Raw genomic sequence first — 23,532 nt, 5'->3', positions numbered from 1 at the left:
TGACATTTTGACCTAACAACAACCTATGTCGAAGCATCGATTTGTAAATATAGACAGTTTGTCATTGGACGATTTTAACGAAGAAGCGGAACTCATACCGCTATTGACCCCAGAGGACGAAGAAGCGATGAACAAGGAGGCCTTGCCGGAAGCCTTACCTATCTTGCCTTTGCGCAACACGGTCTTGTTTCCGGGGGTGGTTATCCCAATAACCGCCGGCCGCGATAAATCCATTAAGCTCATCAATGCTGCCAATAAAGGCAGCAAAGTTATAGGGGTGGTCGCTCAGAAGGACGAAGCCGTTGAAGATCCAACAGCCAAGGACATACATCCGCAAGGTACTGTGGCGCGCATCCTGCGTGTTCTTAAAATGCCAGATGGCAATATCACGGTGATCATCCAAGGAAAGAAGCGTTTCCAGATCCGTGAGGTGGTACAAGAAGATCCGTATTTGCAAGCCAGTATTCAGGATGTGACAGAGACCCGTCCGAAGCCGGGCGATAGCGAATTCTTGGCCATTATAGAGTCTATCAAGGAATTGGCCTTAGACATTATTAAAGATAGCCCGAACATTCCTAGTGAGGCTTCTTTTGCAATTCGCAACATAGAGAGCAGTTCGTTCTTGATCAATTTTGTATGCTCGAATTTGAACGTTCCTGTAGCCGACAAACAGAAACTGTTAGAGATCGATGATCTTAAAGAGCGCGCTTTAGCTACTTTAAAGTATCTGAACGAGGAGCTGATGCGCCTTAATCTGCGCAATGACATTCAGAACAAGGTGCAGAGCGATCTGAATCAGCAGCAACGCGAGTATTTCTTGCAACAACAAATAAAGACCATACAGGAAGAATTAGGCGGCAGCTCTTTAGAAGAAGAGATCAGCGCCATGCGTGAAAAGGCCAAGACCAAAAAGTGGGAAGAAAAAGTTGCAGAGCACTTTGACAAAGAACTGGCCAAAATGCAACGCATGAATCCGCAGGTGGCAGAATACTCCATTCAACGGAATTATCTGGATCTGTTTTTAGAGTTGCCTTGGAACGAATTTTCTAAGGATAAATTCGACCTTAAACGCGCTCAGCGCATTTTAGACCGGGATCATTACGGATTAGACGATGTTAAGAAACGCATCGTCGAATACCTCGCCGTACTGAAATTGCGCAACGATATGAAGTCGCCTATTTTGTGTTTACACGGACCTCCTGGTGTAGGGAAGACCTCCCTCGGGAAATCCGTAGCAGAAGCTTTAGGGCGCGAATACGTTCGTATCTCTTTAGGAGGATTGCGCGATGAGGCAGAGATCCGTGGGCACCGCAAGACTTATATCGGAGCCATGCCAGGGCGTATCATTCAAAACATCAAAAAAGCAGGGACCAGTAATCCGGTCTTTGTCTTGGACGAGATCGATAAGTTAGCTTCCGGACATCAGGGAGATCCGTCTTCTGCGCTCTTAGAGGTATTGGATCCGGAGCAAAACTCAGCCTTTTACGACAACTTCTTAGAAATGGGCTTTGACCTTTCAAAGGTGATGTTCATTGCAACTGCCAATAGCCTTGGACCAATTCAGCCCGCCTTACGCGATCGTATGGAGATCATCAATGTAAGCGGTTACACGATAGAAGAGAAGGTAGAGATCGCTAAAAAACATTTATTGCCCAAGCAACTTTCCGAGCACGGCTTGGATCCGCAGCATTTAAAGATCGGGAAGCCGCAATTGGAGCAGATCGTAGAAGGATACACCAGAGAATCTGGGGTTAGAGGCTTAGAGAAGCAAATAGCCAAGATGGTACGCTATGCGGCCATGAACATTGCCATGGAACAGGACTACAAGGTAAAAGTAGACAAGCAGACCGTGGTTGATGTTTTGGGTATTCCAAAGTTAGAACGAGATAAATACGAGAACAACAAGGTGGCTGGGGTTGTAACCGGCCTGGCCTGGACAAGAGTGGGTGGCGATATATTGTTTATTGAATCGACCTTGTCTAAAGGAAAGGGTACCATGAGCATTACCGGAAACCTCGGAAAGGTGATGAAAGAATCTGCTACCATTGCTTTGGAGTATATTAAATCTAATGCTGCCGATCTGGGTATAGCAGACGATATCTTTGACAAATACAACGTGCATATTCACGTGCCAGAAGGCGCCACGCCTAAAGACGGCCCTAGTGCGGGTATAACCATGCTGACCTCTTTGGTTTCTTTGTTCACTCAAAGGCGCGTTAAGCAATCGCTTGCTATGACAGGAGAGATCACCTTGCGCGGTAAGGTATTGCCAGTAGGAGGGATCAAAGAAAAGATCTTGGCTGCCAAACGAGCTCGGATCAAAGAGATCATCCTTTGCGAAGACAATAAGCGCGATGTGGAAGAGATCAATCCGCAGTACTTGAAAGGCGTAACATTTCACTACGTCAAAGAGATGGGCGAGGTGATCGAGAAGGCCCTGCTGAAGCAAAAAGTGGCTAAAGCCAAAAAGCTGTAGTAGCAATTCGTTGGAATCGCCTAGATTGCAGGCCATTCGTTTTTTTCTGGCTCAAAAATAAATTATACTTGCAATCGTTAATGGAGTAACCGGTTTTTCCAATCCATGTCCAAAAGAATTGCTGCCTTTTTACTTATCCTTACTAGTGCTGCCGCGAGCGCTCAGATTGGAGGCCGATATACGTATCAGTTTCTAAATCTGGTAAACTCTCCGCGACAAGCTGCCTTAGGCGGTAAAGTGGTCACCAATTACGACTGGGATCCGTCTCAGGCGCTTTATAATCCGGCATCTATTAATCCGGAGATGGACAATCAGTTCCAGCTCAATTATGTCAACTATTTTGACGACGTAAACTACGGAACGGCCTCTTATGCCTACCTCTGGGACAGACGCACGCAAGTATTTCATGCCGGAGTTACCTACATAAACTACGGGCAATTTGACGGTTTTGACGAGGCGGGTAATCCTACCAATAGTTTTAGTGGAGGAGAAGTGGCTCTTTCTGCGGGTTACGCCAGAAATATACCTTATACGGATTTTCACGTGGGAGCCAATGTCAAGCTTATCTCCTCTAAATTAGAGCAGTACAGCTCCTTTGGAGGCGCCTTGGATATCGCCATCATGTATGTGTATGAGCCCTGGGACCTGCACATCGCAGCCGTGGCTCGGAATATCGGGACGCAGTTCACGCCCTTCAACGAGGTGTACGAGCCCTTGCCTTTTGAGCTCATTTTCGGAATTTCTCAAACCCTACAGAACATTCCCATACGCTGGCATTTTACCTTAGAGAATATGCAGGTCTGGAACATCGCCTTTGAGAATCCCAACAGATCAATTACAGATCTAGAAGGAGGTACGGTGACCGAAAACATTAACTTTTTCGACAATGCGATCCGTCATATGATCTTTGGTATTGAACTGTTTCCAGAGAGCGGTTTCAATATTCGCTTGGGATATAATGTGCGTAGAGCCGAAGAACTTCGTATTTTAGAGCAACGAGCTTTTGCCGGCCTCAGCGCCGGTTTTGGAATAAAACTCAATAAGATCAGACTGAGCTATAGCTATTCGCAGTACAGCGCAGCAGCCAATGCCAGTTTCTTTGGTCTGAACATAGATCTGAATCGCTAATGCGCAAAATTACTATAGCCATAGACGGCTATTCTTCTACCGGAAAATCTACAGTAGCCAAGCAGTTGGCCGATTACCTGGGTTATGTTTACGTGGACACCGGAGCCATGTATAGAGCAATTACCTTATATGCTATTCGCGCAGGAATAATCACTGCGGAGGCATTAGATAAAGACCGCCTAATTGCGGCTTTACCAGAGATCATTGTTGCCTTTCATTACGATTCAGATTCCGGAACTTCTCAGGTTTTGCTTAACGGCGAAAGAGTAGGGAGCGCCATTCGCACCCTAGAGGTCTCTGAACACGTAAGCCCCGTTGCAGCCATACCAGAGGTACGCAAAAAATTAGTGGCTATACAGCATCGAATGGGCCAAGAAGGCGGCATTGTTATGGACGGTCGCGATATCGGGACGGTTGTTTTCCCCAATGCCGAGCTAAAGATATTTATGACTGCGGATGCTGCGGAGCGCGCTAAACGCCGATACCTTGAACTTAAAGCCCGTGGTGATGACATTACTTACGATGAGGTCTACGAGAACGTCACCGAGCGGGACCGTATAGACACCACAAGAGCCGATTCGCCTCTGGTCAAAGCAGCAGACGCCATTGAGATCGACAATACAGAAACCAACCTAGAAGATCAGTTCCACACTATTTTACAATTGGCCAAAGACCGAATTGCGGGAAGGGTATAATTTCATAGCTTTACGTTATGAAAAAAATATTACCCCTAATAGTTGTAATTCAGGTTGTTGTATTTGCCTGTAGCAAAGATCAAATTGTCGATCATGCAGAGCAGAATCAGAAAAATCTTATCACGAAAGTAGGTGCGCCTTTTTACGATGATATCTCACAGGCAAGGTATAAAGGGTTTTTGGCCAATAATTCTGGAAGTGTTAGAGGGACCTACATTCTTGAAATGGGAAAAGGAGGAAAATTTTCACTTCAGATGGCTATCGTAGGTCAAGAGCCTATTGACTTAAGTGTTTCAAAGTTTAATTCCGATTTTTCTAGAATCCATTTTTCAAATGGGGAAACGAGAATGTATTTTGACTTTAGTGACAGTCATGATATTCAGGTTGTTGAAGCCTTTTATGACAATATCGCTCTTACAGCTTCTATCCACAAAGAAGATGCCCGTATGCCTATCAGCTTAAGAACAGGAGTTTTCGATTCTTCGGAGAGCCCGGGTCTTAGCGGAACTTGGAATCTCATACTGTTAGACGGATTTACAAGGGGTGATATACCACCTCCACCAGGAGATACTGAGATTGCGGAAGTCATTATCATGCATAATGGCAACATTTATAGTGATGATATGATGGAGCTGCTCAATGAAAGTCAGCTTTGTGTTTCTTCTGTATTGAGCACACCTTACGTCTCTGGTTTTGACGGTGATGACATTAGACTTATCTGTAACAATCAAAGCTCAGACTTTGGAGGAGGTACATCCAACTGGGAAGTTGTCTTTTATTTCGGAGCAGGTGCGGACAACTATTGGGACGCAAGTTGCAACCCGACTACCTCAGGTACTTTTAGCTTTACAACAGGTGGAGGTACAACCTCAAATGGCACTATTTTAATTGATGGCTTCCCAGGTCTTTAATTCTGCCCAATAGGTGGCGGTCCGTCTGGAATAAGCGCTTTGTACTCGTAATCTCCTTTACGCTCTACGAATTCTGCTTTAACTGCTTCCACTTTTTCCGGATCTTCAAAAAGATCTACCATGGTCATGGCCATTGCGCGAGTAGCTTGCAGCATCCCTTTGTGCCCAATGCTCATTCCGCCACAGGCTACCACAGCCCAACTGTGCCAAGGAGTCCCTTTAGGAGCTACGGTTACCCCCAAGTTGATGTTGGCTACGTTCCAGCTTACGTCTCCAACGTCGGTAGAGCCACCTCCTGGATTCTCGCGAGTCTCAAGCAGCGGACTGATCTTGCTGTCCATGCCCACTTGCGGCTTGCCGGTCATTTCTTGGATCTTTTTACCAAAGGCAATTTCTTCTTGGGTGTACTCGATAGGGCCAAGTAGCTCTAAATTCTTTTGCATAATGGCTCCACCTGTGCGATTCACCAAAACTTCGTGAATACCGGATATTAGTGAAACCTTGTATTCCACATTGGCCATAATTGCGGCACCTTCGGCCATTTTCATCACCTGCTCGTAAACCGGCATCATACCCGCTCGGTCTGAATTTCTTACCCGCACCCAAAGTCTAGAATAATCCGGGACAACGTTTACTACTTGCCCGCCATCTTGAATGTGGTAGTGCATGCGTACTGTTGGTTTTACATGTTCTCTGTAGTAGTTGATCCCTTGGGTGTAGAGTTCCAAGGCATCAGATGCAGAGCGTCCGTTCCATGGGTCGGCAGCGGCGTGAGCGGCTTGTCCGTAGAATTCTACCATAAAGTCTACCAAGGCTAAAGAGCTCTGTACATCTGCCTCTGTGTTGGCGCTAGGGTGCCAGCTAATATTCACATCTACACCATCCCAGGCGCCGGCTTCTATCATCCAGAGTTTTCCGAAGAATTTTTCTTCTGCTGGAGTTCCCATGAATTTAACGGTTCCGGAGATCTTTCCGGCTTCCATCAATTCTTTAATAGCGATCGCCGCTCCTAGAGATGCAGTACCAAACATATTGTGTCCGCAGCCATGCCCGCCAGCACCTGCTTCTAAAGGCTCTTTGGTGGGTTGTGCTTTCTGCGAAATACCTGGTAGGGCATCGAATTCGCCTAAAATACTGATCACTGGTTCTCCACTACCGTAGGTAGCCACAAAAGCCGTTGGCATGCCTCCTATATTCTTTTCTACCTTAAAGCCATTGGCTTCGGCATAGTCCGCTAGGATTTTTGATGATTTTGTCTCTTGAAAAGCCAGTTCGGCGTTAGCCCAAATAGCATCTGAGATCTCAATGAGCTTTTTTTGGTGCTTTGCTACAGAGGCCATAATGGCTTGTTTGTTTTCGCTCAAGCCTTGCTGAGCTACTGAATTACCTGCAAAAATCAGGCAAATGGCGAAGGTAAAAAGAACGCGCATATGGGTTGGATTTAGTGTTTGCTTAAAGATAAGCAATCTTTAAAAAATCCGAAGTAATACAAACCCTTGGAAAAGAGGGGAATAAAATTTAAGTATTCTTTGAAATTGTTAAAGAAAACAGTACTTTTGCCGTCCTTTTTGGCGGTATGGAAGCAACGAAAAGGAAATAAAACAAAGTAGAAAACTTCTGTGAGATTTGATCCGCAGCAAACGCTTCCCAGACACTTACAGAATACAAACCCTTATTCTTTGACCGTTTAAGCGGCGAGGAATAAATTCAATTTATGGCTCAAAAAGCTAAAGAAGAAGCGGTAGTAGCAGAAGCTACTGAAGCTAAAAAAGCCCCTGAGGCTCCAGCGGTATCTCCAGCTCAGGAGAACCCTGAAAAATTCCTAAAAGAATTCGACTGGCATAACTACGAAGAGGGTATCGACCCTATCGCAGATTCTAAACTCGAAGAGTTTGAGAAGCTAGTAGAAGAGAATTTTGTTGACACCTTAGATGATGAGGTTGTAGAAGGTGAGGTTATCCACATGACCGAGCGTGACGCGATCATCGACATCAACGCTAAAAGTGAAGGTGTTATCTCTCTAAACGAGTTCCGTTACAATCCGGATCTTAAAGTAGGAGACAAAGTAGAAGTATTGATCGATGTGCGCGAAGACAGCACAGGACAATTGATCCTGTCTCACCGTAAGGCGCGTACTATCAAAGCTTGGGATCGTGTAAACGAAGCTCATGACGAAGGTAGTATCGTTAACGGTTACGTAAAGTGTCGTACTAAAGGAGGTATGATCGTAGATGTATTTGGGATCGAGGCGTTCTTGCCAGGTTCTCAGATCGACGTGAAGCCAATCCGTGATTACGATATGTACGTAGGAAAAACTATGGAATTCAAAGTGGTTAAGATCAACCACGAATTCAAAAACGTAGTTGTTTCTCACAAAGCGCTTATCGAAGCAGATATCGAAGAGCAGAAGAAAGAGATCATTTCTCAGTTGGAGAAAGGTCAAGTATTGGAAGGTGTTGTAAAGAACATCACATCTTACGGTGTATTCGTAGACCTTGGAGGTGTGGACGGACTAGTACACATTACCGACTTGTCTTGGTCTCGTATCAACCACCCAAGCGAGATCGTAGAATTAGATCAGAAGCTGAACGTGGTAATCTTAGACTTCGACGAAAACAAAACAAGAATCCAACTTGGATTGAAGCAGCTTAGCGCACACCCATGGGATGCACTAGGTGAAGAAGTGAAGATCGGTGACAAAGTAAAAGGTAAAGTTGTTGTGATCGCGGATTACGGTGCCTTTATCGAGGTTGCTGAAGGTGTTGAAGGTTTGATCCACGTTTCTGAAATGAGCTGGTCTACACACTTGAGAAGTGCGCAAGACTTTGTAAACGTTGGAGACGAGATCGAAGCAGTTATCTTAACACTAGATCGCGAAGAGCGTAAAATGAGTTTAGGGATCAAGCAATTGACTCCAGACCCATGGACCGATATCACTACTAAGTATCCTGTAGGATCTAAGCACGAAGGAATCGTTCGTAACTTCACTAACTTCGGTGTATTCGTGGAGTTAGAAGAAGGAATCGACGGATTGATCTATATCTCAGACCTTTCTTGGACTAAGAAAGTGAAGCACCCAAGCGAATTTACTAATGTAGGTGACACGCTAGAGGTTGTTGTTTTGGAGTTGGATGTAGAAGGACGCAAGCTTAGCCTTGGTCACAAGCAGACTACAGAGAACCCTTGGGACAAATACGAAGATGAGTTTGGTGTAGGTACAAAACACACCACTGCCATCACTGAGATCGTAGACAAAGGAGCTACTATTACTTTTAACGAAGACATCGTAGCCTTTGTTCCTCAACGTCATATGGAGAAGGAAGACGGCAGCAAGCTTAAGAAAGGCGAGGAAGCTGAATTCCAGATCATTGAGTTTAGTAAAGACTTCAAGCGTGTAGTTGCCTCTCACATGGTAATTCACCGCGAAGAAGAAGCCAAGAACGTTCGCGCTGCTCAAAAGAAGCAGACCGAGCAGGTTGAAAAGCCAACCCTTGGTGATGCTAACGCTAAGCTTCAAGAGTTGAAAGACAAGATGGACGGGAAGAAATAATCCCTGATATCTTTTATGATAGAAGCCCTCCGGTAACAGGGGGCTTTTTTTATGGCCGATGCTCTGCAAATTTTGCCTAACTTCAAGGAAATCTTCTTTTTATGAAATATTCCTTCTTTTTATTTGGTCTGATTGTGATTTGCTTCGGATGTGATCAAGAAGTCTCAACAACCTATCCACAATATTCCAAAACTGTCTTAACGGAGCCCCAATTATTCGCGCCAGGGGTTATTTCTACGGAGCTAAATGAGTTTGAGCTCGGCTTAAGTCCAGACGGTTATACGGCCTATTTTTCTCGGAGAAAGGAAGGCGAAAAGCAACAAGTATTTGTCAGTCAATTTGATGGAGACCGATGGAGTGAGGCGGTATTGGCGGATTTTTCAACCGATAGAGATGAAACGGTTTGTATCACTCCGGACGGTTCAACCCTTTACTTCGGATCCGAACGACCTATACCCGGCCGGCCTAATTTAGGCGGATTCGATATGAATGTCTGGCAGCTCACAAAAGACGAAAACGGGAAGTGGACTGATCCGCAGCCCTTATCAGCACCGATAAATGAAGTCCAGATCGAAGGTGAGAACTGGCCATCTTCTAATAATAATTTCTTCTTTACTAATAATGGCGAACAGTTCTACTATACAACCATGAAGCGCGGTGATCATGCAATTAGACTCTACACAACCACCAAAACAGCACAAGGTTTTTCAGCCCCAGAGCGTATAGACGGTTTCTTTGAAAACGATAGTACCTGGGTCTATTCGGCTGTTTTAAGCCCTGATGATAAATATTTGGTGTTCAATTCCTACGGGGCCCCCGGAGGAGCAGGCGGTGAGGATCTGTACGTTGCCAAAAGAACCGAATCTGGCTGGACCAAAGCCAAGGCATTAGAAATGTTAAACACCAAGAACGAAGAGACGAGTCCGCGTTTTTCTCGAGACGGGAAGTACTTTTTCTTTACAAGCGCCGAGAATTTAGGTAATTACGAGTACGGACCGTGGAATATCTATTTTATGGATACTTCTGCCTTACAATTGGACAGTATGTTTGAATAAGCACATTTTTCACGTATTTATTTAGCTGTTGAGGTTTTCCAGTAAGCGCACATAATAAATTGGGTTTTTAGGCGGTTATTAAAAGAAAACTTCCATGAATAAAGTGTTGAGTAGCAAGGGGCTTACCCTAGCCAACTTAGTGATTGTCGCCTATTTTTCGCTCTTGTACCTGGTGAATCATTACCAATGGAAAAGTCAAGCCATTCAGGTGGTGGGAGAACTGCTAACAATTCCATTCTTGATCGCCTTGGTCGTATTTACAGCCATTGGCATAAAATATCTCGCCCAGCGTAAAAAACGTTCCTCTACGGTGGTAAGTATCATGCTGCTTGGACTTTGCGCAATAGCAACGGTAAAGAGTTTCTTTTAATCGCCTCAAAACTAGCGCTGGTTTTTTAAACCTAGAGATTTGGCTATCTTTAATCACATCGACTAGCAAATCTCTACATGTATACCGGAAGAATTTATCGTTTTAAGGATATGGCGCGTTGGACGCGCTTTGAATCCCTGTTTTTTATTGCTTTTATCACTGCTTGGGTAGCCGCTTATTACTTTTTAGATGTAGAGTGGCTTATGATCCCTTGGACACCCATGGCCTTGATCGGTACTGCGGTTGCCTTTGTGATCGGTTTTCAGAACAATGCTGTTTACGGCCGTATTTGGGAAGCCAGAAAGATCTGGGGTGGAATAGTAAATACTTCAAGGACCTTTGGGATGTTCGTTCAAGACATGGTCACCAACGAGTATGCCAGCGAGCCTAAATCCGAAGCACAACTTAAAGAAGCCCAAAAAGTGCTGACCTATCGCCATATCGCTTGGATGACGGCTTTGCGCTATGCCATGCGTCAATTAAAGAGCTGGGAAACAACCTCTCAGCATAAAACCAATACCGAATGGGGTATTACCACACCAGAGGCTAAGATGTCCTTAGAAGAGGCCTTAAAGCCTTATCTAAATGCCGAAGATCTTAAGTATGTGCTCAGCAAAGGAAATAAGCAGACTGCGCTACTTTATTTACAGTCGCATCATTTGCGAATGCTCAAAGAACAAGGCTGTTTGTGGGAGTTCTCCTTTTTGCAGTTGGAGTCGGTATTGGAGGAACTTTTTACGCTGCAAGGTAAATCAGAGCGCATTAAGAATTTCCCTGATCCAAGGCAGTACGCCACATTGAATCATTATTTTATGTGGTTGTTGCTCTTATTGCTGCCGATGGCCTTAGTGCCTCAATTCATAGAGATCGGTGCCGGGATCGCGGAAACACGTCCGGTTTTAGGCTCGGCCTTTATATGGCTGAGCATACCCATTTATGTGGCTGTAGCTTGGATCTTCCATACCATGGAACGTATTGGGCGTACGGGAGAGAACCCATTTGAAGGGACAGCCAATGATGTGCCTATATCTGCGATTGCGCGGGGTATTGAAATAGACCTTCGAGAGAATCTCGGAGAAGCTGCCAATGAAATCCCGGAGCCGTTTCCAGTGGAATATGGCGTACAATTTTAGTCTGTAACCGATAAAGCCTTGCAGTTGGTCGATTTTGGCAATCGATTTCGTTGTTACTAGATCACTTTACAGCATATAAAGCCTAGATTGGTACTTTATTGACAAGAATAAAAATTTTAAAAAGATGAGAAAACTTTTAATCGCAGCCTTTACGCTGGCAGCTCTTGGGAGTTGTAAGAATACCGAGGCTGAGCAGCAAATGAATCAAGAGTTGTTGCAGCAGGCACAACAATTGGACTCTGCCGCAGCCAAGATAGATAGTTTGAATACCCAGCTAGAAGAGGCCACACGTAAATTAGACGCTGCCTTAGAAGCTTTAAATACAGAGAACAATGAATAGCGTAATAAAATTATTCCTGCTAATTGGCTTGGTGATGCTATCTCAGCAAACACTCGCACAAGGAAAAGGAAAAGGAAAGGACAAAAAGTCCAACGAAAAGACCACGCAGGTCATTACCCAAGAATCCGATCAGGATAAGGACAAAAAGGCGAAAGAAGAGCGCAGTAAAGATAGAGCTAACCGCAGTGAGGATCTAGATTCTGGCGGGGCTGATGATATGAGCGACGGCAAATCGCCAGATTTCTCTGGTGGTGATTCAGATGCAGAAGATATCTCTAACGGACGCACCCCAGATCTCGATTCCGGAAACGATGACAAAGAGGATGGCGGTTTTAGAGGCAGTCGAGACGGTTCTGACGACGACGGATTCAAAGGCGAACGCAACAGTGGCGGAGACGACGATGATTACTCGGACAGCAATCGATCTAAAAAAGAGAAGAAAGATAAAGAGCAAGAGAATCGCGGACAAGGCAACGCTTACGGCCGTAATAAAGGCGATCTCAGCGGTAAGGACTTTGGTCAAGAACGCGCACGACAGGCCCGTCTAAACAAAGAGGAGAAAGAGAAAGAGCTTCGCAATCGCGTTGAAAACGGAAATGATAAGGTCAAAGAAGCAGAAGCGAAGATCAAAAAGGCAAAAGAACGTCTAGAACAAGAGAAACAAGCTGGCAAGCTTTCTAAGGAACAGCTCGAGCAGCAAGAGGCTAAGATTAATAAAGCGGAAGCAGCGTTAAAAGAACTTAAGGCCAAATTGGACAAACAGCAATAAGGACTTATTTGACAATTAGAATTAGCCGGAGTATTCTCCGGCTTTTTTTATCTTTAGTTTTTCAGACGAGCTTTAATAAAAATTAGATGAAAACAATGACTTGCCGTGAGCTAGGCGGGGCCTGTGATAAAACATTTCAGGCCGCAACTTTTGAAGAGATGGTCGCCTTGAGCAAAGCACATGGCATGGAAATGTTTCAAAAGGGAGATCGAGCCCATTTAGAGGCGATGCAGGCGGTAAAAGCAATGATGTCTGAACCAGGCGCAATGGAGCGTTATTTTAAAGAGAAGCAAAAACTATTCGATGCCCTACCAGACTCAAATTAGCAAGCTATTTTTCGGATTATTGGCATTTGCAGCCATAAGCTGTAAAGAGCAGCCCAAAACCTGTGAGAGTTTCCATCAGGGTATTTTTGAGATCAATCGTCCTGCAGACGATTACGCTGTGCGAATAGAACGCAAGGACAGCTTACAGATAGAGACCAATCTCAATACCGGAGTAGTAACCAAGGCTATTGTCCGCTGGGATAATATTTGCAATTATCAACTAGAATATATCGAATCTACGAGCGAACACGCAGTCAACCTAATAGGTAAAGTGCTTATTGTTCGTATTGTTTCCATCAGTGGAGATAGTTATACCTACGAGGCTGTCTTACGCGGAACCCAGACCGTGACAAAAGGGGTGATCACTGCCGTGGATTGAGCTTTTGTTCTTATCTTTAAGATATGATTCGTTTTGGTATCATTGGATTAGGAAAGATCGCGGCTCGCTTTGCCCAAGATCTCACCTTGCATCCCAAAGCCAAATTACAAGCTGTAGCTTCTAGAAATGGACGAAAAGCCCAGCAATTTGCAGATACCTATTCCGCAGCGCGTCATTACGACAGCTACGAGAAATTATTGGCCGATCCCAAGGTCGATGTCGTTTATATAGCCACACCCAACCATTTGCATTTTACGCATACTATGCAGTCTCTGGAAGCGGGAAAGCACGTCATCTGTGAAAAACCCTTTGCCTTAGAGGCAGCACAGGTCCGCAAAATGATCAATAAGGCCAAGTCTAAGCAACGCTTTCTGATGGAAGCCCTTTGGACACGATTCATTCCAGCTACCGAAAAAGTTTTGGAACTGATCGACGAAGGTGTTTTGGGCGAACTTCAGTCTGTACGTGCAGACTTTGGGTTTGCTGCCTCTCAAGATCCCAACGGAAGATTGTTCAATAGAGCGTTGGGAGGCGGTTCATTGCTAGATATTGGGATTTATCCTGTTTATCTGAGTTATCTGTTGTTAGGGAAGCCTGAGGCGATCCATGCGGAGGCTAAAATGCATTATACTGGTGTGGATAGCAATTGCCATATCGAACTTACCTATGCTGATGGGAAATCTGCCATATTGGAATCGAGTTTTTTAGAAACCACGCCAACAGAGGCCATAATAGAAGGAACCCAAGGAGGGATCTATATGCATCCCAGATTCCATCATTGTGAAAAATTGAGCCTAGAGCAGGGAGGAGCTCTAAAAGAAATAGAGGTTCCCTGTGTAGGATTGGGCTATTATCATGAAATCGATGAAGTGATCAGCTGTTTGGAGGCTGGTAAACTAGAATCTGCAAAGATGTCTCACAAAGACAGTCTGGCGCTTATAGAGCTCTTAGACGCTGTGCGCTCCTTGATAGGCCTACAGTATTAAATCATAAGTGCGGAGGCATTGCACAGCCCGAGAAAATGGTCTATTTTTGCATTAGAGTAGCAAACTATGAGTCAAAAAGTCCTGCTTAACCAAACCGAAGTGCACATTACTTTGCACCGTTTGGCCTGTCAGTTGCTCGAAAATCACTTGGACTTCTCCAACGCAGTTTTAATTGGTCTACAACCCAGAGGAGTGTTTTTAGCAGATCGCTTGGCACAGATCCTCAAGGACGATTACGGGATCAAAGATCTGAAGTTGGGCTATCTGGACATTACCTTTTACAGAGATGATTTTAGACGCGGCGACAAGCCTTTGGCGGCCAACGCCACGAATATTGAGTTCATTGTGGAGGATAAGAATGTTGTGATCATCGACGATGTGTTGTACACCGGACGAAGCATACGTGCAGCCTTGACGGCCATCCAGGCTTTTGGACGACCAAAGAATATCGAATTGCTCTGCCTGATAGACCGCAGGTTTAGTAGACATTTGCCTATTCAACCGAATTATCGCGGCAGACAAGTAGATGCCATCAACAATGAAAAGGTAAAAGTTTGTTGGCAAGAGAATGAAGGCGAAGACGCCGTGTATCTAATTAATAAGTAACTGCATGAGTAGTTTAAGTGTCGATCACTTATTGGGAATCAAATACATCTCGGCAGAAGATATTCAGCTGATTTTTGAAACCGCCGATCAGTTCAAGGAAGTGATCAATAGGCCGATAAAGAAAGTACCTTCTCTAAGAGATATTACCATTGCTAATCTGTTTTTTGAGAACTCGACCAGAACAAGGCTTTCGTTCGAATTGGCAGAAAAGCGACTCTCTGCAGATGTGATCAATTTCTCTGCAGCGTCCTCATCTGTAAAGAAGGGAGAGACCTTAATAGATACTGTGAACAATATCTTGTCCATGAAGGTAGATATGGTCGTGATGCGACACCCAAATCCGGGTGCCGGACTCTTTTTGTCCAAGCATGTAAAGGCCAGTATAGTCAATGCAGGGGATGGTGCTCACGAGCATCCTACCCAAGCCCTTTTGGACTGTTTCTCAATTCGGGAACGCTTGGGAGATGTGGCTGGAAAAAAGGTAGTGATCGTTGGAGATATCTTGCATTCACGGGTTGCTTTGTCCAATATTTTTGCCCTACAAAAGCTTGGAGCATCAGTTAAAGTATGTGGCCCTAAAACTCTTATTCCTAAACATATAGATAAATTAGGGGTAGAGGTAGAATTGAACTTGGAAAAAGCGCTTCAATGGTGTGACGTAGCCAATATGTTACGGGTACAGAACGAGCGTATGGATAGCTCTTATTTCCCATCTACACGAGAATACAGTTTACAATACGGGCTCACCAAGGCACATTTGGAAAAGTTAGATAAGGAGATCGTGGTCATGCATCCTGGGCCTATAAATCGAGGGGTGGAGATCACCAGTGATGTTGCAGATTCTGAGCAGGCAATTATCTTGGACCAAGTGGAAAATGGTGTAGCTGTGCGTATGGCTGTTATTTATCTTCTTGCCTCTAAAATCAATCGTGATGACCGTTAAAGAACAGGATACATTTTTACTTTTAACTGACGATTATAACGACCCGAAGGACTTTGCCGATTTTCTTACACGCGAAGTCCCTAAGAGCTATGGCGATAAGAACTTGGTGATCGAGTTGACCAAATATGCAGATTTCACCTTAGGTCATTTACTACATTTTTTAAAGGTCTCTAATGAGCATCGGGCCAAAAAGCTATCCTTTGTAATGATTTGCACCGACGTTCCGGTAGATGATATACCTTTTGAAATGGTTGTTGTTCCTACGCTTACCGAGGCGGCAGATATCATTGAAATGGAAGCCATAGAGCGCGATCTGGGCTTTTAAATACTAGCACATTGAAACTTACAATCCTGGGTTGTCATTCTGCAACTCCTCGTACACATACTCATCCGACAGCTCAAGTATTAGAGCTGAGAGGAAGCCATTTTCTCATTGACTGTGGCGAAGGTACTCAGGTACAGTTAAGACGCTCCAAGATCAAGTTTACACGGGTGCAACAGGTGTTTATTTCGCATTTGCACGGAGATCATTATTTCGGCTTGATCGGCTTGATCTCTACTTTTCAATTGTTGGGAAGACGCACACCTTTGACCATTTATGCGCCAAAAGGCCTAAAGGAGGTGATCAGCTTACAACTGCGCCTGGGTAACTCCTGGCCGCAATTTGAACTCAATTTTGTAGAGCTCAGCAGTAAAGAATCGAGCTTGATCTATGAAGATGATACGGTTTTGGTTTACACCATCCCATTAGATCATCGTATTTATACCAACGGATTCTTGTTCAAGGAGAAACCGGGGCCGAGAAAATTAGACCCCAAGGCTGCAGCAGCGGCCAATATAGACACGGCTTATTTTAGAAAGCTTAAAATGGGCAAAGATGTACCCAATCGCGACGGAGTTCTTATAGATCATACCAAGGTCACTTTAGATCCAGATCCGGTAAGATCATATGCCTATTGCAGTGACACTGCTTTTGCTCCTGAGAATGTACCACTTATTCAAAATGTAGACGCCCTATATCACGAGAGTACCTTCTTGCAAGAGCACGAGCATTTGTGTGAGGCTACCAAGCACAGCACAGCCAAACAGGCTGCCACCATTGCAAAGATGGCAGGCGTAGGTCGGTTGATCTTAGGACATTACTCTACCCGTTATGAAGATCTCAGCGCTTTTCAAGCGGAGGCGCAAGAGGTTTTTGCTGCTGTAGAACTAGCCGAAGATCTCAAAGAGTTTTCTTGGTAGAAATCCGCAGAGAAAACACCTTAAAATACTTTTAATGCAAGCCGATTTCTCGTAACTTGCAGTAAAGCTTCACCCATGGATCAAGAGCTGTATAATTTCAGAAAGTCGTATGAAAAAGGTGCCCTGGACAAAGACAGTGTAGACCCTAATCCACTGCAGCAGTTCCGCAGCTGGTTTCACCAAGTACAAGATGCCGGAGGCGTGGAGGAGGTCAATGCGATGACTTTAACCACCTTAAGTCTGGACGGTTATCCAAAAGGGCGCGTTGTGCTGCTAAAGAAGTACAATGAAAACGGTTTTTATTTTTACACCAACTACCACAGCGAAAAAGGGAAGGCTATCTTGGCGCATCCAAAAGTCTCTCTGGCTTTTTTTTGGCCTACGTTAGAACGTCAGGTCTTAATTAAGGGAAATGCTAGCGCTACAAGTCGTATTGACTCGGAGAACTATTGGGATTCGCGCCCATTGGGCAGTCGCTTAGGGGCTATTGTCTCAGATCAAAGTAAAGAGATCCCTAACAGAGAGGTCTTAGAAGATCGGCTTAAAAAATTGGAAGCTACCTTCTCAGAAGGTGATACTGTTCCTTGCCCCGATCATTGGGGAGGGTTTTTAGTATCCCCGGTGGAGATTGAATTCTGGCAGGGCCGACCCAACAGGCTGCACGACAGAATTCTCTACAGATTGCAAGAGGATATGAACTGGGAAATCGTAAGATTGTCCCCTTAATTTAGCGCTATGAAGACCTTGTATTTGGTGCGACATGCAAAATCTTCTTGGGAGCATAATCTCCCCGACAGGGAAAGGCCGTTAAAAAAACGCGGGCTAAACGATGCGGAGGCTATGGCCTTGGCTGTGTCTAAAGAAATAGCGACGCCACAGTTGTTTATTTCCAGTCCTGCTAACAGAGCGCATACAACCTTTTTGTTCTTTAAGGAGGCTTTTGGGGTAGCAGATGAGAAGTGTCGCGTAGATGAGCGCTTGTACGACTTTGGCGGCCAAGATGTGATGCAAGTAATTGCAGAGACCCCAGCGGAGCTGGACACACTTATGATCTTTGGGCATAATCATGCCTTTACCAGCATAGTGAATATGCTCGGTGACAAATACATAGATAATTTGCCAACCTGTGGGTTTGCAGCCATTCGATTCCAACAGAACGATTGGGACAACTTAAGCGATGGCAAGACAATAATGACATTATTTCCAAAAGAAATTCGCTAATGAACGAACTTCAAGAACGATACATCAATAGGGAGATCAGTTGGCTCCAATTCAACGAACGCGTATTGCAAGAAGCTGCAGATACCACGGTACCCTTAATTGAAAGGATCAGATTCTTAGGAATATTCTCGAACAACTTGGATGAGTTCTTTAAAGTTCGTTACGCCTTTGTAAAGCGCATAGTCGATGCCGGGAAAGGCGGGCGTTCGGCTTTAAAAGGGATAGCTGCCCAAGATCTTTTGGAACAGATCACGGAGATCGTGATAGAGCATCAGTCCGAGAGTTTGAAAATCTTGGAAGGAATTTACCAAGAGCTTGAAAAAGAGAACATCTTTGTTATCGACGAGACGCAAGTGAGTCAGCGGCAGCACGAATTCATAGCAGATTACTTTCAGAATAAGGTGAGTCCTGCTTTAGGGGTGATCATGCTGAGTGACAAGACAAGTTTCCCCAAAATGCAGGATGCCGCGGCCTATTTGATGGTGCGCATGGAAATGCGAGAAGACGAAAAGATACTCGACGAGAAGGTGAATTTCGCACTTATTGAGATTCCACGCTATTTAGACCGATTCATTATTTTACCTCAAGAAGGAAACAAGCAATTCGTCATACTTCTGGACGATCTTATCCGTTATTCGCTGGGTACTATTTTTAGTCTGTTCAAGTACGAATCCATAGAGGCGCATATGATCAAGATCACCAGAGACGCCGGCTTGGATATGGACAGCGACCTGAGTAAAAGCTTTATTGCCAAGATCTCCAAAAGTGTTAAGGAACGATCTTCCGGAGAACCGGTGCGCTTTGTTTACGACAAATCCATTCAACAGGACACACTAAATTATCTGTTGGAAAAAATGGAGGTAGATGCTACAGATAGCGTTATCCCAGGCGGACGTTACCACTACCGACGCGATTATATGAAGTTTCCGAGCTTTGGCAGGCAGGACCTGTTATACGATAAGATCAAACCCTTACCAGTACCAGGACTGCACGGCTCAGACAGTATACTCGACGCCATAGATGAAAAGGACGCACTGCTTTATGCTCCTTATCACGATTTTACCTATGTGATCCGTTTCTTGCGAGAAGCCGCTTTGGATCCGCGGGTAGAAAAGATCAAGATCACCATCTACCGCTTGGCAGAGATCTCCCACATAGCCGGTTCCTTGATCAATGCCGCAAAGAACGGTAAAGAGGTCACAGTGCAGATCGAATTACAGGCGCGATTCGACGAAGAAGCAAATATTCGCTATGCCGAGCAAATGCAGCAAGAAGGGGTACATCTTATATTTGGTGTCACCGGGCTTAAAGTACATAGTAAAGCCTGTGTTATTGAGCGAAATCACGGCAAGAAAAGCAAACGTTACGGCTTTATTAGTACAGGGAACTTCAATGAATCCACGGCTAAGATCTATACCGATTACACCTTGTTTACAGCTAACCAAAAGATACTTAAGGAGGTGAACAAGGTATTTGATTTCTTGGAGGTAAACTACAAGATCAAAAAGTACAATCACCTCATGGTCTCCCCGCATTATACGCGAAATGTGCTTTATAACCTTATTGAGGATGAGATAGAGAACCACCGCAATGGTTTGCCGAGTGGGATCAAGATAAAACTCAACAATTTGTCGGACTATCCTATGATAGATAAGCTCTACGAGGCTTCTCAGGCGGGAGTACCGATAAAATTGATCGCTCGGGGTATCTGTTGTCTGATCCCTGGGATAGTTGGCGTTAGCGAGAATATCGAGGTGATCAGTATAGTCGATAAGTTCCTAGAACACCCCAGAGTGTTTATCTTTGAAAACCAAGGCGACCCCAAGATCTACATCTCTTCGGCCGATTTTATGACCCGTAACCTCGACAGACGTGTAGAAATTGGTTGTCCAATTTACGATCCGGAGATCAAGCAGGAGATCATGGACACTTTTGATATCAGCTGGCGAGATAATGTCAAAGCCAGGGTTATCAGTGAAAAACAAGACAACGCCTATAGAAAGCGCAACGGAGAAACTCCAATTCGCTCACAATTTGAAATGTATTCTTATTACCAACAAAAGCTTGCGTCAAATTGATAGTTATAAAGAAATACGGAGCCATTGATATTGGATCTAACGCTATACGACTACTTATTGCCACGGTCACGCAACTGGATGACGGACCGACCAATTTTAAAAAGACCTCCTTGGTTCGCGTTCCTATACGTTTAGGAGCGGATGTGTTTGAACAGGGAGCCATTAGCAAGGCGAATATAGATCGTATGATAGAGGCCATGAAGGCCTTTAAAATGCTCATGAACGTCCATAAGATAGAAGCTTATAGAGCCTGTGCGACCTCTGCCATGCGCGAAGCGCGTAACGGGCATGCCGTAGCAGAACGTATAGCCAACGAGGCCGGAATTCACATTCATATCATAGACGGTAAAGAGGAGGCGGCGATCATTGCCTCCACAGATCTTAAGACCTTAATCGATGACGAGCGCAACTTCTTGTATGTAGACGTAGGAGGGGGAAGCACAGAGTTCACCGTCTATGGTCACGGGAAAGTTTTGGCTTCAAAATCCTTTAAACTCGGTACGGTACGTCTTTTGAATGATCAAGTGGACGACGATCTTTGGGACAAGGTAAAACGATGGATCAAGGCCAATACCTCGGAACTAGACGATGTATCGCTGATCGGTTCCGGAGGAAACATCAACAGTATTTACAAGGAATCCGGAATTAAGATCGGTAGACCGCTTACTTATCTGTTTTTAAGTAATCATTACAAGATCCTTCAGAAATTTAGCTATGAGGAACGCATTGCTCGTCTTGGGATGAACCCTGACCGCGCGGATGTTATCATTCCTGCAACCCGCATTTACCTTTCGGCCATGAAGTGGGCCAAGGCAGATTATATCTATGTGCCTAAGATCGGACTAGCTGACGGGATCATTAAGACCTTGCACCAAGAACACAGTGCGCATCAGCTGCAAGTGAAGTAATTAACCGTGTATGGTTTCTGATTTGCTCAGATCTTTCATGATCTCGGCTTCGAAATCCAAAAGCGCTTGCCATTTCTTGTCTACAGCTTCACGTTCTCCATATTTACGGGCAAATTTTAAGAACATGGTGTAGTGATTGGCTTCAGAGATCATCAATTTGCGGTAAAAATCGGCCAGCTTTTCATCTTCTAATTCCTCGCTAAGCAGTCTAAAGCGCTCACAACTTCGCGCTTCTATAAGTGCCGCGTACAGCAATCTGTGGATCAATTGGTCGTTGCGACTTCCACCTTTTGGAAAGAACTTCATAAGTTGATTCACATAGGCATCTTTGCGTTCTCTGCCCAGATGGCCTCCACGGGCTACTATACGATCGTGTACCATTTTAAAATGGCTCATTTCTTCTTGTGCCAAAAGGGTCATTTCTGCCACCAGTTCGGTGTATTCCGGATATCCGATGATCAGTGATATCGCCGTACTTGCCGCCTTTTGCTCGCAATAGGCGTGATCGGTAAGAATCTCGTCTATATTCTTTTCAACGATATTGACCCAACGCGGGTCTGTGGGTAGTTTAAGTCCTAACATAGCATTAAATTTCCAGGTCGAATTCTTGGCGTAAAGTATCCATTAGCGGATTGATCTCTTTAAGCTTGTCGTACTTTTCTCTAGGAGTATACGCATATCGCTTTTGGATCTCTTCATTCACGCGAATATCGAGTTCTATATCGTAATTTTTAAGTCGCTTTCTTAAGAATGCCAACAGCTCGTGAGATGCAGATTCCAGTTCCACTTTTATAGTGGCATTCGGATATTCCAAAACCAGATGATTGTCTTGTTTCTGCGGTAGGGCCATGCTTAAATGCGAAACCAGATTATAACGGCCCTTTTTCTCCATTTTGGCGGTGTAGGCTTTCCAATTTTCTTCTAAGGCTTCCTGAGAGAAATCTTCTTTTGGTAGGTCTGCAGCCTTGTCTTCTTTGGCGTTCTGTGCCTGTAATTGCTGCTTTTCTTTAATAGACTTTAAAGAAAGTGCAGAAACTTTTTTGCCGGAGTTCACTCCGATGTTCAAGGCTGGTTTTGCATTGGGTGGGGGAGCAGTTTCTGGTTTTGTCTCTGTTTTTTGCTGCGGAGTTGCCAGTATTTCGTGTTGCTGCGGATTTGTTAGCTGCGGACTTGGTGCCGGCTCATTTTGTACAGGAGCTTTAGCAGGAGCTACTTTGGCATTTGGCACATCCAGTCGCTCAACGGGACGAACAGTTTTAAAGTGAGAGGCTGGAATTAGGTAGTCAGGAGACTTTTTTTTTTCTCCATCAAAAGTGATAGAGGCGAGTTGCATTAAACAAAGTTCAACCAATAAGCGTTGATTTCTGCTACTGCGAAACTGCAGGTCACAGCTGTTGGCCTTATCTATGGCAGTGATCAGGAATTGTTTGTCACAACGCTGTGACTGGTCTAGATACTTCGCTTTGATGTCTGGGCCAACTTCTAATAGCTCGTTGGTCTGAGGTTGTTGCCCAACCAAGAGGTCTCTAAAATGAGATGCCAGGCCTGCAATAAAGTGGTGTCCGTCAAAGCCTTGAGAGAGGATGTTATCGTACTCCAAAAGCAATTCCGGGATCTTATTGGCTAAGATCAAATCGGTCACCTTAAAATAAGTGGTGTAATCCAGTACATTGAGGTTCTCTGTAACGGCCTGACGGGTCAAATCTTTACCCGAAAAACTCACCACCCTATCAAAAATAGACAAGGCGTCGCGTAAGGCACCATCTGCCTTTTGTGCAATGATCTGTAAGCCGTCTTCGTCCGCAGTTATTCCTTCTGAAGCCGCTACGTGCATCAAATGCTCCTTGATGTCCTTGACGGTGATCCGTTTAAAATCAAAGATCTGACAGCGCGATAATATGGTTGGTATGATCTTGTGCTTTTCTGTGGTCGCCAAAATAAAAATGGCGTGCTTGGGGGGCTCTTCCAGCGTTTTCAAGAAAGCGTTGAAAGCCGCAGCAGAAAGCATATGTACCTCGTCAATGATATAGACCTTGAACTTTCCTACCTGTGGTGGTATCCGCACCTGATCGATCAGATTTCTGATATCGTCCACAGAGTTGTTCGAGGCTGCATCCAACTCAAAGATGTTAAAGGCAAAATCCTCGTCTTCCGCCGTGTTATCATCGGCATTGATACGCTTGGCCAAAATACGAGCACAGGTAGTCTTTCCTACGCCACGAGGCCCTGTAAACAATAAGGCTTGCGCCAAATGATCATTAGCAATGGCGTTCTCTAAGGTATTGGTAATAGCGCCTTGTCCCACTACCTCTTTAAAGGTTGCAGGGCGGTATTTTCTAGCCGATACAATAAAGTGTTCCATCTGTAAACAAAGATAAAAACAAGGGGGTATTTTAGGGGCTGTATGCAGTTGTAA

The 23,532-nt window shown here is 44.7% G+C and carries 24 protein-coding genes; 21 read left to right on the top strand and 3 right to left on the bottom strand.

Going from position 1 to position 23,532, the window contains the following annotated elements:
- The first annotated feature begins 25 nt into the window (after positions 1–25).
- From lon to BTO09_RS14155, 4 genes are all read left to right on the top strand, one after another.
- Complete coding sequence (gene lon / locus BTO09_RS14170; protein WP_087525407.1) at positions 26–2,476, top strand: endopeptidase La; 2,451 nt, start codon at positions 26–28, stop codon at positions 2,474–2,476.
- Positions 2,477–2,581: 105 nt separating this feature from the next.
- Positions 2,582–3,604, top strand: coding sequence for a type IX secretion system protein PorQ (gene porQ, locus BTO09_RS14165; protein WP_087525406.1), 1,023 nt, complete (start codon positions 2,582–2,584; stop codon positions 3,602–3,604).
- Positions 3,604–4,299, top strand: coding sequence for a (d)CMP kinase (gene cmk, locus BTO09_RS14160; protein WP_087525405.1), 696 nt, complete (start codon positions 3,604–3,606; stop codon positions 4,297–4,299). The genes porQ and cmk overlap by 1 nt, the downstream gene beginning before the upstream one ends.
- Before the next feature lie 17 nt (positions 4,300–4,316).
- A complete protein-coding gene (locus tag BTO09_RS14155; RefSeq protein ID WP_087525404.1) occupies positions 4,317–5,210 on the top strand; it encodes a hypothetical protein in 894 nt (297 codons plus the stop codon).
- On the opposite strand, the gene BTO09_RS14150 is transcribed toward BTO09_RS14155, so the two are convergent.
- Positions 5,207–6,640 carry an amidohydrolase gene (locus BTO09_RS14150; RefSeq protein WP_087525403.1) on the bottom strand — a complete coding sequence of 478 codons (1,434 nt, stop codon included), beginning with the start codon at positions 6,638–6,640 and terminating at the stop codon, positions 5,207–5,209. The genes BTO09_RS14155 and BTO09_RS14150 overlap by 4 nt on opposite strands.
- Positions 6,641–6,924: 284 nt before the next feature.
- Between BTO09_RS14150 and rpsA the strand changes: the two genes are divergently transcribed.
- The 17 genes from rpsA (at position 6,925) to BTO09_RS14065 (ending at position 21,116) form a co-directional block, all read left to right on the top strand.
- Complete coding sequence (rpsA, locus tag BTO09_RS14145) at positions 6,925–8,760, top strand: 30S ribosomal protein S1 (protein ID WP_087525402.1); 1,836 nt, start codon at positions 6,925–6,927, stop codon at positions 8,758–8,760.
- A gap of 101 nt (positions 8,761–8,861) precedes the next feature.
- Positions 8,862–9,815: a PD40 domain-containing protein gene (locus BTO09_RS14140; RefSeq protein ID WP_087525401.1), complete on the top strand. Its 954-nt coding sequence runs from the start codon at positions 8,862–8,864 to the stop codon at positions 9,813–9,815.
- Positions 9,816–9,909: 94 nt separating this feature from the next.
- On the top strand, positions 9,910–10,185 hold the full coding sequence (locus tag BTO09_RS14135) for a hypothetical protein (RefSeq protein ID WP_087525400.1): 276 nt from the start codon (positions 9,910–9,912) through the stop codon (positions 10,183–10,185).
- Between the two features lie 77 nt (positions 10,186–10,262).
- The gene (locus tag BTO09_RS14130) at positions 10,263–11,318 is read left to right on the top strand and encodes a bestrophin family protein (protein ID WP_087525399.1); all 1,056 of its coding nucleotides are present in this window, start codon (positions 10,263–10,265) and stop codon (positions 11,316–11,318) included.
- A gap of 124 nt (positions 11,319–11,442) precedes the next feature.
- On the top strand, positions 11,443–11,658 hold the full coding sequence (locus BTO09_RS14125; RefSeq protein ID WP_087525398.1) for a hypothetical protein: 216 nt from the start codon (positions 11,443–11,445) through the stop codon (positions 11,656–11,658).
- Complete coding sequence (locus BTO09_RS14120; RefSeq protein WP_087525397.1) at positions 11,651–12,427, top strand: hypothetical protein; 777 nt, start codon at positions 11,651–11,653, stop codon at positions 12,425–12,427. Before BTO09_RS14125 ends, BTO09_RS14120 begins: the two co-directional genes overlap by 8 nt.
- Positions 12,428–12,513: 86 nt before the next feature.
- Positions 12,514–12,753 carry a DUF1059 domain-containing protein gene (locus BTO09_RS14115; RefSeq protein WP_087525396.1) on the top strand — a complete coding sequence of 80 codons (240 nt, stop codon included), beginning with the start codon at positions 12,514–12,516 and terminating at the stop codon, positions 12,751–12,753.
- Complete coding sequence (locus BTO09_RS14110) at positions 12,731–13,132, top strand: hypothetical protein (RefSeq protein ID WP_087525395.1); 402 nt, start codon at positions 12,731–12,733, stop codon at positions 13,130–13,132. The genes BTO09_RS14115 and BTO09_RS14110 overlap by 23 nt, the downstream gene beginning before the upstream one ends.
- A gap of 23 nt (positions 13,133–13,155) precedes the next feature.
- Positions 13,156–14,118, top strand: coding sequence for a Gfo/Idh/MocA family protein (locus BTO09_RS14105; RefSeq protein WP_087525394.1), 963 nt, complete (start codon positions 13,156–13,158; stop codon positions 14,116–14,118).
- 66 nt (positions 14,119–14,184) lie between these two features.
- Positions 14,185–14,724 carry a bifunctional pyr operon transcriptional regulator/uracil phosphoribosyltransferase PyrR gene (pyrR, locus tag BTO09_RS14100; protein WP_087525393.1) on the top strand — a complete coding sequence of 180 codons (540 nt, stop codon included), beginning with the start codon at positions 14,185–14,187 and terminating at the stop codon, positions 14,722–14,724.
- 4 nt (positions 14,725–14,728) lie between these two features.
- Entirely contained in the window at positions 14,729–15,667 is a 939-nt protein-coding gene (locus BTO09_RS14095; protein WP_087525392.1) for an aspartate carbamoyltransferase catalytic subunit, read from the top strand.
- Positions 15,657–15,992: a ribonuclease Z gene (locus BTO09_RS14090; protein WP_087525391.1), complete on the top strand. Its 336-nt coding sequence runs from the start codon at positions 15,657–15,659 to the stop codon at positions 15,990–15,992. Before BTO09_RS14095 ends, BTO09_RS14090 begins: the two co-directional genes overlap by 11 nt.
- Positions 15,993–16,003: 11 nt before the next feature.
- Positions 16,004–16,909: a ribonuclease Z gene (locus BTO09_RS14085; RefSeq protein WP_087525390.1), complete on the top strand. Its 906-nt coding sequence runs from the start codon at positions 16,004–16,006 to the stop codon at positions 16,907–16,909.
- A 75-nt stretch (positions 16,910–16,984) separates the two neighbouring features.
- The gene (gene pdxH, locus BTO09_RS14080; protein ID WP_087525389.1) at positions 16,985–17,635 is read left to right on the top strand and encodes a pyridoxamine 5'-phosphate oxidase; all 651 of its coding nucleotides are present in this window, start codon (positions 16,985–16,987) and stop codon (positions 17,633–17,635) included.
- Positions 17,636–17,644: 9 nt separating this feature from the next.
- Positions 17,645–18,130: a histidine phosphatase family protein gene (locus BTO09_RS14075; protein ID WP_087525388.1), complete on the top strand. Its 486-nt coding sequence runs from the start codon at positions 17,645–17,647 to the stop codon at positions 18,128–18,130.
- Positions 18,130–20,208, top strand: a complete 2,079-nt coding sequence (ppk1, locus tag BTO09_RS14070) for a polyphosphate kinase 1 (protein ID WP_087525387.1) — start codon at positions 18,130–18,132, stop codon at positions 20,206–20,208. The genes BTO09_RS14075 and ppk1 overlap by 1 nt, the downstream gene beginning before the upstream one ends.
- Entirely contained in the window at positions 20,205–21,116 is a 912-nt protein-coding gene (locus tag BTO09_RS14065; protein WP_087525386.1) for an ethanolamine ammonia-lyase reactivating factor EutA, read from the top strand. Before ppk1 ends, BTO09_RS14065 begins: the two co-directional genes overlap by 4 nt.
- Here the strand turns inward: BTO09_RS14065 and BTO09_RS14060 are convergent, their stop codons facing one another.
- Positions 21,117–21,698: a tRNA-(ms[2]io[6]A)-hydroxylase gene (locus BTO09_RS14060; protein ID WP_087525385.1), complete on the bottom strand. Its 582-nt coding sequence runs from the start codon at positions 21,696–21,698 to the stop codon at positions 21,117–21,119.
- A 4-nt stretch (positions 21,699–21,702) separates the two neighbouring features.
- Complete coding sequence (locus BTO09_RS14055) at positions 21,703–23,478, bottom strand: DNA polymerase III subunit gamma/tau (protein ID WP_087525583.1); 1,776 nt, start codon at positions 23,476–23,478, stop codon at positions 21,703–21,705.
- Between the last annotated feature and the right edge of the window lie 54 nt (positions 23,479–23,532).

This window comes from Gilvibacter sp. SZ-19 (assembly GCF_002163875.1).
In the GTDB taxonomy this organism is placed as follows: domain Bacteria; phylum Bacteroidota; class Bacteroidia; order Flavobacteriales; family Flavobacteriaceae; genus Gilvibacter.
The sequence above is the reverse complement of the archived record's forward strand: the minus strand, read 5'-3'. Positions and strand labels throughout refer to the sequence as shown.

Coding starts and splice junctions, on each gene's coding strand:
- BTO09_RS14125 (WP_087525398.1), top strand. CDS start 11,443: ATGAGAAAACTTTTAATCGCAGCCTTTACGCTGGCAGCTCTTGGGAGT.
- rpsA (WP_087525402.1), top strand. CDS start 6,925: ATGGCTCAAAAAGCTAAAGAAGAAGCGGTAGTAGCAGAAGCTACTGAA.
- lon (WP_087525407.1), top strand. CDS start 26: ATGTCGAAGCATCGATTTGTAAATATAGACAGTTTGTCATTGGACGAT.
- BTO09_RS14130 (WP_087525399.1), top strand. CDS start 10,263: ATGTATACCGGAAGAATTTATCGTTTTAAGGATATGGCGCGTTGGACG.
- BTO09_RS14140 (WP_087525401.1), top strand. CDS start 8,862: ATGAAATATTCCTTCTTTTTATTTGGTCTGATTGTGATTTGCTTCGGA.
- BTO09_RS14090 (WP_087525391.1), top strand. CDS start 15,657: ATGACCGTTAAAGAACAGGATACATTTTTACTTTTAACTGACGATTAT.
- BTO09_RS14095 (WP_087525392.1), top strand. CDS start 14,729: ATGAGTAGTTTAAGTGTCGATCACTTATTGGGAATCAAATACATCTCG.
- ppk1 (WP_087525387.1), top strand. CDS start 18,130: ATGAACGAACTTCAAGAACGATACATCAATAGGGAGATCAGTTGGCTC.
- BTO09_RS14060 (WP_087525385.1), bottom strand. CDS start 21,698: ATGTTAGGACTTAAACTACCCACAGACCCGCGTTGGGTCAATATCGTT.
- BTO09_RS14075 (WP_087525388.1), top strand. CDS start 17,645: ATGAAGACCTTGTATTTGGTGCGACATGCAAAATCTTCTTGGGAGCAT.
- BTO09_RS14120 (WP_087525397.1), top strand. CDS start 11,651: ATGAATAGCGTAATAAAATTATTCCTGCTAATTGGCTTGGTGATGCTA.
- BTO09_RS14155 (WP_087525404.1), top strand. CDS start 4,317: ATGAAAAAAATATTACCCCTAATAGTTGTAATTCAGGTTGTTGTATTT.
- BTO09_RS14110 (WP_087525395.1), top strand. CDS start 12,731: ATGCCCTACCAGACTCAAATTAGCAAGCTATTTTTCGGATTATTGGCA.
- BTO09_RS14135 (WP_087525400.1), top strand. CDS start 9,910: ATGAATAAAGTGTTGAGTAGCAAGGGGCTTACCCTAGCCAACTTAGTG.
- pdxH (WP_087525389.1), top strand. CDS start 16,985: ATGGATCAAGAGCTGTATAATTTCAGAAAGTCGTATGAAAAAGGTGCC.
- BTO09_RS14055 (WP_087525583.1), bottom strand. CDS start 23,478: ATGGAACACTTTATTGTATCGGCTAGAAAATACCGCCCTGCAACCTTT.
- BTO09_RS14115 (WP_087525396.1), top strand. CDS start 12,514: ATGAAAACAATGACTTGCCGTGAGCTAGGCGGGGCCTGTGATAAAACA.
- cmk (WP_087525405.1), top strand. CDS start 3,604: ATGCGCAAAATTACTATAGCCATAGACGGCTATTCTTCTACCGGAAAA.
- pyrR (WP_087525393.1), top strand. CDS start 14,185: ATGAGTCAAAAAGTCCTGCTTAACCAAACCGAAGTGCACATTACTTTG.
- BTO09_RS14150 (WP_087525403.1), bottom strand. CDS start 6,640: ATGCGCGTTCTTTTTACCTTCGCCATTTGCCTGATTTTTGCAGGTAAT.
- BTO09_RS14105 (WP_087525394.1), top strand. CDS start 13,156: ATGATTCGTTTTGGTATCATTGGATTAGGAAAGATCGCGGCTCGCTTT.
- porQ (WP_087525406.1), top strand. CDS start 2,582: ATGTCCAAAAGAATTGCTGCCTTTTTACTTATCCTTACTAGTGCTGCC.